The sequence below is a fragment of the Flavobacterium sp. KACC 22758 genome, from assembly GCF_028736135.1.
In the GTDB taxonomy this organism is placed as follows: Bacteria; Bacteroidota; Bacteroidia; order Flavobacteriales; family Flavobacteriaceae; genus Flavobacterium; species Flavobacterium johnsoniae.
In genome coordinates this window covers 3,447,737-3,460,727 of the sequence record NZ_CP117878.1, presented here as the reverse complement: position 1 = coordinate 3,460,727, position 12,991 = coordinate 3,447,737, and the positions used below count along the sequence as shown (strand labels likewise).

General features: G+C 37.1%; 6 protein-coding genes. 4 read left to right on the top strand and 2 right to left on the bottom strand.

Going from position 1 to position 12,991, the window contains the following annotated elements; translation table 11 throughout:
* The first annotated feature begins 100 nt into the window (after positions 1-100).
* Complete coding sequence (locus tag PQ462_RS14645) at positions 101-277, top strand: histone H1 (RefSeq protein ID WP_012026201.1); 177 nt, start codon at positions 101-103, stop codon at positions 275-277.
* A gap of 104 nt (positions 278-381) precedes the next feature.
* Here PQ462_RS14645 and PQ462_RS14640 read toward each other — a convergent pair whose 3' ends face one another.
* Positions 382-1,857: a rhamnogalacturonan acetylesterase gene (locus PQ462_RS14640; protein WP_274250540.1), complete on the bottom strand. Its 1,476-nt coding sequence runs from the start codon at positions 1,855-1,857 to the stop codon at positions 382-384.
* A 181-nt stretch (positions 1,858-2,038) separates the two neighbouring features.
* The gene (locus tag PQ462_RS14635; protein ID WP_274250539.1) at positions 2,039-4,894 is read right to left on the bottom strand and encodes a glycoside hydrolase family 2 protein; all 2,856 of its coding nucleotides are present in this window, start codon (positions 4,892-4,894) and stop codon (positions 2,039-2,041) included.
* Positions 4,895-5,224: 330 nt separating this feature from the next.
* Here PQ462_RS14635 and PQ462_RS14630 point away from each other — a divergent pair, with 330 nt between their 5' ends.
* The 3 genes from PQ462_RS14630 (at position 5,225) to PQ462_RS14620 (ending at position 12,981) form a co-directional block, all read left to right on the top strand.
* Positions 5,225-8,635, top strand: a complete 3,411-nt coding sequence (locus PQ462_RS14630; RefSeq protein WP_274250538.1) for a DUF4450 domain-containing protein — start codon at positions 5,225-5,227, stop codon at positions 8,633-8,635.
* A gap of 214 nt (positions 8,636-8,849) precedes the next feature.
* The gene (locus PQ462_RS14625; RefSeq protein WP_274250537.1) at positions 8,850-10,976 is read left to right on the top strand and encodes a hypothetical protein; all 2,127 of its coding nucleotides are present in this window, start codon (positions 8,850-8,852) and stop codon (positions 10,974-10,976) included.
* Positions 10,977-11,130: 154 nt separating this feature from the next.
* On the top strand, positions 11,131-12,981 hold the full coding sequence (locus PQ462_RS14620; RefSeq protein ID WP_274250536.1) for a rhamnogalacturonan lyase: 1,851 nt from the start codon (positions 11,131-11,133) through the stop codon (positions 12,979-12,981).
* Positions 12,982-12,991 lie beyond the last annotated feature (10 nt).

The window sequence follows — 12,991 nt, the reverse complement described above, 5'->3', positions numbered from 1 at the left end:
TTAAATTTAGACTTAAAAAACAATGATAATTTTAACAGCAAATATGTTGTAACTCTCAGGCAAGTTTCTATTTTTGCGCCTTAATTTAATAATTATAAGCATGAAAGATCTATTAGTAAAAATCAACGCCGAAATTGAAACATTCAAAGCAGAAGCTGAATCTTTAACTGAAAAAGGTATCAAAGCTGCAGGACCAAGAGCACGTAAAGCTACTTTAGAAATCGAAAAACTTTTGAAAGAGTTCAGAAAAGTTTCTATCGAAGAATCAAAAAAATAATACAACTAAACCTCGTCCCTCGACGAGGTTTTTTTTTGCTTTTTTGTTTCAGGTTTAAAGTTCCAGGTTTTAGGTTAACTTTTTTATAATTCACAATTCACAATTCACAATTCATAATTCTTCTTAATCCATTCCGCTGCGGTTAAAGCATTCAAATCAGCGCCTTCAATGCCTGTATGTGTATGATCTTTTGGGAAAAATACTTTTACCTTTTCTTTTCCCAAAGCCTCATATTTTTGAGCCACAGCCTCGCTTAAGTCAATATAAAACACATTTTCTTTCTCAGCAATTTCTTTAGACCATTTAATATAGGTATCGGTTCTGCGCTCTACTTTATCGTTTGGCCATTCGTTTCTTGGCGTTAAACTCAAAACAATCGGAATCGCACCTTTTGCTTTAGCTTCTCGAATAAACTTCGTCATGTACCATCCAAAAGTATGAACGATTTCTTTTGAACCATCAGGACGAATTACTTCCTGCGTTTCATCGCTAATTCCTTTTAAAGAACCTCTGAATTTTTCCTTGTCAACTGCGCCGGCATCATTATGCCCAAACTGAATCAGAACAAAATTTCCCGGCTGTAACTGATTTTTGACTTCATCCCAAAGACCTTCATAATCAAAGGTTCTGCTGCTTCGTCCGCCTTTTGCTTTATTTATTACTTCAATTCGGGTAGTGTCACAGTATTTAGGAAACACAACGCCCCAGCCCACAGCATCCGGATTTCCATTATCGGCCATAGTAGAATCACCAATTAAAAAGACTTTGTTTTTAACTGGCAGAACAATTTTTGGGTTTTTTAAAATGTAGTTTTTTAATGAATTTTTACTGTTTTTTAATTCCTCAATAATTATAGCAGCAGACAAAACAGCACCTTTTGCAGAAGTATGCGTATGGTCTTTTTTGTAAAAATAAGTTCCGGTTACTTTTTCTTCGCTTAATTTTTCCATTTCAAGCGCCATTTTCTCATTCAAATTGATAAACGTAACTTTCTCTTTTTCGGCAATTTGTTTCGCCCATAAACCGTATGAAGTATCATTGCGGGGCACTTTTCCATCTTTCCAGTCATTTCTCGGAATTGGCGAACACACGATCGGAATGGCGCCTTTTGATTTTGCTTCGCGAATTACTTTCTGAATATACCAGCCGTAACTGTGTACTATTTCGTGTTTTTTGGTGAGAATATTATCAATTTCCTGAGTTTCATTTCCAATCCCTTTTATAGTACCTCGCGCACGAAGGCTGTCATTTATAGCTCCGTCATCATTATGCCCAAACTGAATTAAAACATAATCACCTTTTTTAAGTTTATTTAAAACGGTATTCCACAAACCTTTATCCTGAAAAGTTCTGCTGCTGGTACCGCCCAAAGCATGATTTTCTACATTAATTTTGGTTGTATCCAAAAACTGCCCAATAAAATCTCCCCAGCCCCAAAGTCCGCCAGCGCCGTTGCCTTTTCCGTTTTTTACAGTAGAATCACCAATCATAAAAAGAGTGGGTTTGTTGTCTTGTTTTGGCGTAAAATTGAAGAATAATACAGCCAGAAATAAAAAGAAAAGTAGTTTAAGTGATTTCATGTTTTTTTTTCAATTGTGAATTGTGAGTTGTGGAATGATTTTATTTAACCGCAAGGTTCGCAAAGTTTTTTTTAAAACTATTGTTGAAATAGCGCAAAGCACGCAAGGCTTTGCTAACCTTGCGTAAATCTTTGCGAACCTTGCGGTTAAATAATATTGTCTTTTCAACCTAAAGCAAAATTTAGTTTCTAAAATCAAACCACAAATCCATTTTTATTCCGTCGTCGCCTTTTTTAATTCGGATGTTTGTGGGCTGGCTTTGCGGACCTTGCTGTTCCAAAGGTTTAAAATCTCTCATAGCCGGAATTTCATACATAAACGAAATATCGCCTTCGGGAAAATCAGGCTGGGGAGAACTTCCAGGAAAACCATTTTTAGGTAAATCAGGTGTAAACAATCTCAAAAATAAATTATCAGATTCGCTGAAAACCTTAAACGATGAGGTTCCTGCTTTTAAACTGGCACCCAATAAATTCGCGTGATACCCTTTAAATTCAGGATAAATCAGGTTTTCAAAACTTTCTCCCGTAATCGTATTGTTGTATTCCTTTTCCCAAAAACCGTATGTGGTTCCTTTAATTCTGTTTTTCCAAACTCTGTATGGACCTCTTCCAAACCATTTAATTCCTGTAACTTCTTGCTCAGGAAAACGAAACGTAATACCAAAAGCATTGATTTTATCCTCAAAAAAAGCACCGTCAAAACCTTCTCCGCCAGAAGCATTTTTTAAACCCAATAACTCCATTTTAAACCTTCCGTCAGCTTCCATAATCCATTTTATAGAAGATAATCCGCCTGAATAATTTACAATACAAACCGCTTTTTCAGCTTCCTGAGAAATCTGAATGTCTTTTAATTTGGCTTTCATACCAATTGGGCGAGGACCATTCGTAAGCGGAATTACAGCCGTTTTATTGCTTATTTTTTGAATTTCTCCTGTCGCAGTATTTAGAATTACCGTAACATCATTTCCTTTTAAAGTAATTTCAGAATCGGTTTTAGTTACCGAAGCTTTTGCTTTTGTATTTTGAACCGCCAGAAATTTAGAAACATAAAAAGCAGCTTTATGAACAGGCCAGGTCCAGGTATAAATTTCTTTATTAAATTGGTCAAAAGCCGTAATCGATAAAATATCGCCTTCAAAGAAATTTTGCGGTACATCAAATTTTATTTTTCGGGTTTCTCCCGGATCAATACTCGGAATTTCAATTTTCCCACGGCTTATTTCTTGAGCTTTTTTATTAGAATACAAAACATCATTTTCAGATTTTAAAATTCTAAATTCCATTTTACAGGAATTTAAATTACTGAACAAATAATCATTGGTAATCAAAAAAGAACCGTCAAAAGCATCTGTAATTTGTTTGGGCTGAAACTGAATTGGCGCCCAGATTTCTTTAACCGAAAAATAACTGCCTTCTTTTTCACGATGAGGGCCCAGAATTCCGTCGGCCGCCAAAGAACCTTTAGAGTCAAACTTTTGTTCGCCTTTCCAGTCCGAACGTTTTACCGCTTCGTCGAGCATTGCCCACATAAAACCTCCCGCAAAAAGCGGACTTTCTTTATATCGATTCCAGAAATCTTCCAGCGCCGCGCCATGTCCGTTATCATACGTTCCGTGCATAAATTCAGTTGGAAAAAACACGTTTTCACCAGAATTGAAACGATGCATTCCCGTTAAATAAGTAGGATAATGATGTGTGTCCCAGCCGTTAAAATCGGCCCACGGATGAATGACAATCCTTTTCTGCGGATCATTTTCAGCAAAAACTTTATCAACCTCATTATTCCACCCGCCTTCATTTCCGTTGTCCCAAATAATTACCGATGGATGATTGACATCGCGAGCCACCATTTCTTTAACCAGTTTAGTTCCGGTTTCGGTATCATAAGAATTCTGCCAGCCCGCTAGTTCATTTAAAACAAAAAGACCAAGTGAATCACAGACTTGCAGAAAATGATCGTCAGGCGGATAATGCCCGCGAACAGCATTCATATTCATATCCTTAATTAATTGAACGTCCAGCTCGCTGATACGTTTACTCGTGCTTCGTCCGCCTTCCGGCCAAAACGAATGACGATTAATACCTTTCATAATAATTTTGGTGCCGTTTACATAAATGCCGTCTTTCTTTTTAAACTCTAAAGTTCTAAAACCAATTTTCGTATCATATTCATGAAGTACAGCTCCATTTTGTTTTAAAACCAGTTTTAAATTGTACAAATTAGGTGTTTCAGGATTCCACGGTTTGATGTTTTCCCATTTGGCAGTTATTGTTTCTTTGGTTTTTTTCGCTTTAAGCGGAAAAGTAAAAGCAGGGAAATTTTCTCCATTTTTACCTGAAAGTGAAACCTGTAAAAGCGTATTTTTTGGAATTTGCTGCAGATTTAAATCAACCGTAATTGAGCCGTCCATTTTCGGATTTACCGCAATATTTTCGATATGTGCTTTTGGTGAAACTTCGAGCCAAACCGGACGATAAATACCTCCAAAAAGCCACCAATCTGCTCTTCTTTCGGCATTATTTACTGATTTATTGGCAGAATGTTTCCAGACATGAACTTCCAAAGTATTTTTAGAACCAAATTTTAAAAGTGAAGAAATATCGTATTTAAACTCGTAAAAACCTCCCTGATGTATTGGTCCGGCAGTTTTCCCGTTGATTTTTACTTCTGTATCTGTCATCGCACCGCCAAAAGCAATTAGAATTGTTTTGTTTTTATAATCAAGCGGTATTTCAAAATCATATTTATATAAACCTTCTTCTTTGCTGGGCTCTTTTTGGTTTAATTCTTTGTACCAGCGCCCGTATGTATATTCGCCAAAACGTTCCAGTTCCCATTGCGAAGGCACATTTATTTTAGACCATACTTTACTGTTGTTTCCATCTGTACAATAAAAGTCCCACTGAACAGGATGCTCAAAATCTTTTCCTGAAAGGTAAATTTTATCTGTTTTCTGCGCTTTTATATTCGGAATAATAAAAAAACAATGTAAGAGAAAAAATAAAGTTCTGATTGGTTTTTTTGAAAGCATAGAGTGGAGTCGGGCTTTAAAACAGGTTAGTATTTCGTGGTTTAAAAACTTCTTTTCTGCATTTGTTTTTCTTTAAAATTCAGGCTCAAAAAGAAATTGTATTTTCAAATCTACTTGATCCATTTTTATATTGTATCCTGTACTATGATGTTAAAAAATATTAGATTATTCTAAAAATTAATACATTTTTTAAATTTCTAAAATCAGGTAGGTACAGGATACTATCCCACAAAAAAACAAAGAAATTGCATCTGTATTATTGAATTGATAAAATAATCAGGGATTAATTTTATTATTCAAATTTTAATAATTGTCAATTTTTTGAATTTTATGGAAATTAAAAAACGAACTATTTGCACTTTAGCGGGCTTATTTCTGACTTCAACTCTGATTGTTTTTGGTCAGGAAAAAACACCCATTCGTAAAATACATTATGCACCTGAAGGCAATAGTTTTGTTTTAAAAAATGGAACCCGAAAATTCAACCGTGCTCTTTATGGTTCGAATACGGGATTTAGAGTTGAAACCGGAGATTTACCGGAATTTGCCATGTATATGCCCGGAATGGGAGGAAATTTTAAATTGGGTTTAACAAACGGAAAAGAAAGTAAATGGATTACCGAAGCGGCAAAAATTGATACACGTTATGTTTTGGGAATAATGCAGTATACCATTGAAGATCCAATTTTAGAAGACAGTAAATTGTTTATTGATGTTGTGGCATTAAAAGAAAGCGAAGGTTTTATTGTAAAAGTGTATGGTCAAAAAATATCTAAAAACATCAATTTAATCTGGGCTTTTGGCGGAGCAACAGGTAAAAAGTTCAGTCGTGATGGCGATATTGGCGCAGATCCGGAATCGGTTTTTTATTTACAGCCCAATTACTGCCTCAATAATAAATATACGCTCAAAAAAGAATCTTTCCTTTTGGATTATGGTTCTGAAAGCAACAAACAAAAAACAGGAAATAATAAAAGTCTGAGCGGTTTCTTTCCCAATTCAGAAATTCGTTTAGCTGATGCCAATATTCAGAATAAACCTTTGGAACTTTTTAAATCTAAGGCTGAAACACTGCCTTTAATAAGCGGAAAAATAAATTCAGTTTCAGAAAAAGCCAATTACTGGCTGTTTGTTCCTGAAGTTTCAAAAGTCAATTACACACAAAAAACGATTGCCCAACTTTATGAAAAATCGGTTACAGAAACACATCTTTTAGCCAATAGAATAAAGGTGAAAACGCCTGATACTTATATTAACACGCTGGGTTCTGCACTTGCTATTGCTTCTGACGGAATTTGGGAAAGTCCGGCGTATCTTCACGGAGCTATTGCGTGGCGAATGTATTTAAATGCATGGCGGGGCGCTTATACGGCAGATCCATTGGGCTGGCACGACAGAGCCAAAACGCATTTTACAAGTTACAGCAATTCGCAGGTAACCTCGCCTGAAAGCGGTCCTGTTGTTTTTGATGAAGAAAAAAATCTGGCTCGACAAAAAGAAGAAATAGGAACATCTATGTTCAGCAGCGGTTACATCAGCCGAAGTCCGAATAAGAACAATGTGCCGCATCATTATGATATGAATCTGGTTTTTTTCGATCAGATGTTCCGCCATTTTAAATGGACTGGCGATACGGCTTTCTTAAAAGAAATGTGGCCGACAATTGAACGACATTTAAAATGGGAAAAACGAAATTTTGATCCGGATAATGACGGACTTTATGATGCTTATGCTTCAATCTGGGCAAGCGATGCTTTGCAATACAGCGGCGGCGGTGTAATTCATTCCTCAGCTTATAATTATTATGCGAATAAAATGGCGGCAGAACTGGCAAAAAAATTAAACATTGATGCCGTTGCTTTTGAAAAAGAAGCAGACAAAATTTTAAAAGCAGCAAACAACCAGCTTTGGATTCCGAAAAAAGGCATTTTTGCTGAATACAAAGATGCTTTAGGAAATAGAATACTGCACGATTCACCGGGAGTCTGGAGTATTTATCATACGATCGATTCAGAATTGTCGAATCCGTTTGAGAGTTATCAAATGCTCGATTATGTGAACAATCAGATTCCGCATATTCCGATTAGTGCGGAAGGATTAGACAAAAAAGACTTGTACGTTATCAGCACCACCAATTGGCAGCCTTATACGTGGTCGACCAATAATGTGGCGCTGGCAGAGCAATTGCATACTTCGCTGGCGTTCTGGCAGGGCGGACAATCTGAAAAAGCCTATACAATGTGGGAAAGTGCTTTGATCGAAAGTATGTATTTGGGCGCTTCGCCGGGCGGTTTCGAACAGCTTTTGTTTCAGGATGCGATGCGAGGCGAATTGTACCGCGATTTTGCTGACCCAATTGGCATGGCTTCACGAACTTTAGTAGAAGGACTTTTCGGGATTCAGCCCGATGCTTTAAATGAAGTTTTAACTATAAAACCCGGTTTTCCAGAAAAATGGAATCAAGCTTCACTAGAAATTCCGGATATTTCAATTGATTTTAAAAGAGAAAATAAAAAAGATACTTATATAATAAAGAATCAGTTTTTGGCCAAAATGAATTTAAAATTGTTTTTGAATGCCAATTTTGAAACTGTTGAAAGCATTTTGGTGAACGGAAAATCAGTATTATGGAAAGCCGTTTCAGAGAACATCGGAAAACCAAAAATCAGTATTGAGGTTCCGTATAGTTCCAATTATGATATTCAGATTATATGGAAAGGAGATTCTTTAGAAGAAATCGTATCAAAAGAAAATTATGCTTTTAATGAAGCTTTAGAAATCAATACTTCAAAAGCCAAAATCATTTCTGTTTATGATCCGCAGCAGGTTTTGAGTGCTGTTTCGAAAACAGAATATTCGCTTAAAACGAAAGTGAATTCAGCAGGCAGTAAAGTCTTTTTTATAGAAGTAAAACAAGGAGAATTCTCTTGGTGGCTGCCAATTCATTTCAATGCAAAAGCAGAAAAACAATCAAATGAAACAGTTACAGACTGGGATAAACCTTTGGATAAATCCGCACAATTAGAGACGATTTCTCTTGTTCCGTTTTTCAATTCAAAAGTTACCGATATTTTTAATTACGAATATTTGTCGCCAAGACCTAATACGGTAACCTTACAATTACCAAAACAAGGAATTGGAAACTGGTGTTATCCCAATGTTTCGGTCCAGATTGATGATAAAGGGCTGCGTGAAAAAGCAAAACAAACAGGGCAGATTGTAACTCCAAACCGAATCCCGTTTCAAACACCTTCTGATCAAAATCAGAAAAATATAATCTTTACTTCTATGTGGGATAATTTCCCGGAAAGTATCAATGTGCCGTTAAACGGAAAAGCTTCGCGTGCATATTTTATGCTGGCCGGAACTACAAATCCTATGCAGAGCCGAATTGTAAACGGAGAAATAAAAGTAGAATATACAGACGGAACTTCTGAAATTCTCCCCTTAAAAAATCCGGAAAACTGGTGGCCGATAGAGCAGGATTATTTTACAGACGGACTTGCTTTTACAACCGATGCTCCAAAACCGCCGAGGGTTTATTTTAAAACAGGAGAAATCTCGAGAGATTTTAAGAATTTCAAAACCATAAAAGGATTTAGTAATTACGGTGTTGATGGCGGAGCAGGAACGATTTTAGAACTGCCTTTGGATAAAAATAAAACATTGAAAAACCTGACTCTGAAAACTATTGCAAATGATGTTGTGATTGGTTTAATGAGTGTGACTTTAATTAGATAATTGTAGGTAAAGGGACAAAGTAGCAAAGGGGCAAAGGGGCAAAGGGGCAAAGTGACAAAGTAACAAAGGGACAAAGTAGTAAAGAACAAGAATCTTTAAAAAATTAATTGTCAGGCTGAGCGTAGTCGAAGCCAACCTGAAACCTGAAACCTGAAACCTGAAACCTGAAACCTGAAACCTGAAACTTCAAAAAACTATCAAACAAAATAACCACATGAAAAACTATCAACTCATAACCGTATTCTTATTTTCGGTTTCGCTTTTTGCACAGAAAATAGATCGAAAGGCTTTGGTAACAAGGCACAATGTTCAAATTTCGGCTATTGATACTCTGGCTTCTTTAACGGTAGGGAACGGCGCTTTTGCTTTTACGGTTGATGCAACCGGACTGCAGACTTTTCCGAAAGAATATCAAAACGGGATTCCGCTTGGAACGCAGTCGGAGTGGGGCTGGGACAGTTATAAAAACACGAATAATTATAAGTTTTCTGAAACCTTAAGAGATTACAAACAATACGGTAGAGACATTTCGTATACCGTTCAGATTAAAGAACCCAAAAGAAAAGTAGAAGCTGTAAACTGGTTCAGACAGAATCCGCATTTATTGCAGCTTGGGAATTTAGGTTTTGAAATTACAAAGAAAGATGGAAGTCTGGTAAAACCTTCGGATGTAAAAGCGATTTCACAAAAGCTAAATGTCTGGACAGGAGAAATAGAAAGTTATTTTGAAATTGAAGGAACCCCGGTTACAGTTTTAACTGCTTCACATCAGGAAAAAGATGAAATTGGGGTAAAAGTAAAATCGGATTTATTACAGCAGAAACGTTTAAAAATAAGTCTTCGAATTCCGTTTCCAACAGGAGACTGGGCTGATATGGGAACAAAATGGGAAGGAAAACAGGATTATAAAAGCACTCTGACTGAAAAATCAAAAACAGAAGCGGTTGTGACTCACGTTATGGATAGTATTTCATACAACGTTCATTTGAACTGGAAAGGAAATGCGCAGATTAAACAAATATCAGATCATTATTTTGTTGTTGAAGCTTCGAACACCAATACATTAGAATTGAGTGCTCTTTTTGCTTTGGCAGAGAAAAAATCGGTTAAAAATTCTTCTTTTGCAGACATTCAAAACAGCAGTATAAAAGGCTGGGGAAAATTTTGGAACAGCGGTGCATCGGTTGATTTTTCGGGTAGTACAGATCCTCGCGCAAATGAACTGGAACGCAGAATTATTTTATCACAATATCTTACTAAACTGCAATGTACGGGAAAAGTACCGCCTCAGGAAACAGGTTTAACGTATAACAGCTGGTATGGAAAACCGCATTTAGAAATGCACTGGTGGCACGGTGTTCATTTTGCGCTTTGGAACCGTCCTGAATTATTAGAAAAAAGTCTTCCGTGGTATCAAAAAGTATTTGATAAAGCTAAAAATATTGCCAAAAGACAAGGTTTTGAAGGTGCAAGATGGCAGAAAATGGTTGATGCAGACGGAAACGAAAGTCCATCGTCTGTAGGTTCATTTTTAATTTGGCAGCAACCGCATTTTATTACGTATGCTGAATTAATGTACAGAGCGAAACCAACAAATTCAACCTTAAATTTATACAGCGAACGTGTTTTTGCAACGGCCGATTTTATGGCTTCGTTTGCCAATTATGATTCTAAAACAGATCGTTATGTTTTAGGTCCGGGCGTAATTCCGGCTCAGGAACGTTTTAAAGCGATGGAAACTTTTAATCCAACGTATGAATTAGCATATTGGAACTGGGCTTTGAAAACAGCAATCGAATGGAAGAAAAAACTAAACCAAAAAGTACCCGAAAAATGGGAAACGGTTTTGGCCAAATTATCAAAACTTCCGGTTGCTGATAATGTGTATCTGGCAACAGAAAGCGCGGCAGATTCCTATACGAATCCTGAATTTAAAACAGATCATCCATCGGTTTTAGGAACGTTTGGAATGCTTCCTGAAACGTCTCTTTTGGATAAAAAAATCATGAAAAACACTTTTGATCTGGTTTGGAAAACGTGGTCGTGGGATAAAACCTGGGGATGGGATTTCCCAATGACAGCGATGTCGGCAGCACGATTGAATATGCCAGACAAAGCAGTTGATGCCCTTTTTATGAAAGTAACGACAAATACGTATTTAAAAAACGGACATAATTATCAGGCAGAACGATTAACGCTTTATCTTCCGGGTAACGGCGGAATTCTGACGGCAGTTGCCATGATGTGCGCCGGCTGGGACGGATCTGAAGGAGAAAATCCGGGTTTTCCAAAAGATGGAACATGGAAAGTTAAAAGCGAAGGGTTTAAGAAGATGTTTTAGTTTTTTAGAGGTTCTAAGGTTCTAAGATGCTAAGGGACTAAGTTTTTTTGGGGTCGTAAAGCTTTTATTTAAAAAAAATCTTTGCGTCTTCGCGACTTTGCGAGATTAATAAAAATCTCCGTGAAACAACTAACCACAATTCAATATAAATTCTATGAAAAAATATATTCTCTTTTTATTGCTTTTTGTGAGTTTGAAAGCTTTGAGCCAAAGACAAATGGAAAACTTAGACCGGGGTATCATCGCCATAAAAGACAAAGGACAGTTTTTTATCAGCTGGAGGGTTTTAGGAATCGATCCTGATGATCTGGCTTTTAATCTGTATCGAAAAAGCGGTACTCAAAAAGCGGTTTTATTAAATGAAAAACCCATTACAGGCGCAGCTAATTTTATTGATGCCAAAGCCAATGCCAAAGAAGAAAATACCTGGTTTGTAAAAACGGTTTTAAAAGGAAAAGAAGCTGCAGCTTCAGGAAGTTCTACAATTCCGGCGAATGCCTCAGATAAGCAATATTTATCTATTAAATTAAAAGAAATCGAAGGCTATACAGCAAATGATGTTTCTGTTGGCGATTTAAATGGTGATGGAAAATATGAATTAATAGTTCACATGACCGGCAAAGGACATGATAATTCTCAAACCGGAATTACAGATCCGCCTATATTTCAGGCGTATACTTTAGACGGAACGTTTTTATGGCAGATCAATCTTGGAAAAAACATTCGCGAAGGCGCACATTATACGCAGTTTATGGTGTATGATTTAGACGGTGACGGTTTTGCTGAACTGGTCTGTAAAACTGCCGACGGAACAACAGACAGTGAAGGAAATGTGGCTGGAGACGCTTCAAAAGACTGGGTTGACCGCGACCCTGATTCTAAAACGTATGGCAAGATTTTAAAAGGCCCGGAATATCTTTCTGTTTTTGACGGAAGAACCGGAAAATTGATTACTACTGTAGATTATATGCCGCAGCGAGGCGATTTAGCAGGCTGGGGCGGAAGAGGAGGAAGCGGAGGAAATGATACAAAAGGAAACCGAATGGATCGTTTTCTTGCCTGTATTGCGTATCTCGACGGCGTTCATCCCAGTGTTGTAATGTGCCGTGGTTATTATGGCAGAACAGTTTTGGCTGCTTGGGATTTTAAAAATAGAAAACTGACTTCGAAGTGGGTTTTCGACAGTAAAGATGCTGAAAATCCCTATTCGGGAATGGGAAATCATAATCTTACGGTTACCGATGTTGACAATGATGGAAAAGATGAAATAATCTATGGATCGATGTGTGTTGACGACAACGGTCAAGGTTTGTATACAACGGGTTTCAGGCACGGAGACGCGATTCATGTTTCTGATCTTGATCTGGATATTCCGGGTCTGGAAGTTTTTGGCATTCATGAAATCGAAAATGGTACAACGGGACCTGGTGTCACTCTATTTTCGGCCAAAGACGGAAAAGTATTGTTTACAGGTTCTCTTAATGAAGATGTAGGCCGGGGCGTTGCAGATAATATTGATGCGACCCGAAAAGGTGCGCAGTGCTGGTGGTCTGGCTCGCCGTATCTGCATGATATGAAAGGAAATAACATTGGTAAAGCACCAAGTTCGACTAATTTTTTAATTTATTGGGACGGCGATACTTCTAGAGAACTTTTAAATTCTAACTATATTGACAAATACAATTCAGGAAGATTGTTTACAGCAGAAGGAGCAGTTTCTAATAACGGAACTAAATCGACTCCGGCACTTTCGGCAGATATTCTGGGAGATTGGCGGGAAGAATTAATTTTAAGATCTGAAGATAATAAAGAACTTAGGATTTATTCTACGATAATTCCAACAAATGTAAAACAGTACACTTTAATGCACGATCCTCAATATCGATTAAGTGTTGCCTGGCAGAATGTTGGTTATAACCAGCCGCCACATACCAGTTTTTACATGGGAAAAGACATGAAACAAGCGCCTAAACCAAATATTGTTTTATTACCACTAAAGAGATAGAAATCCTTAA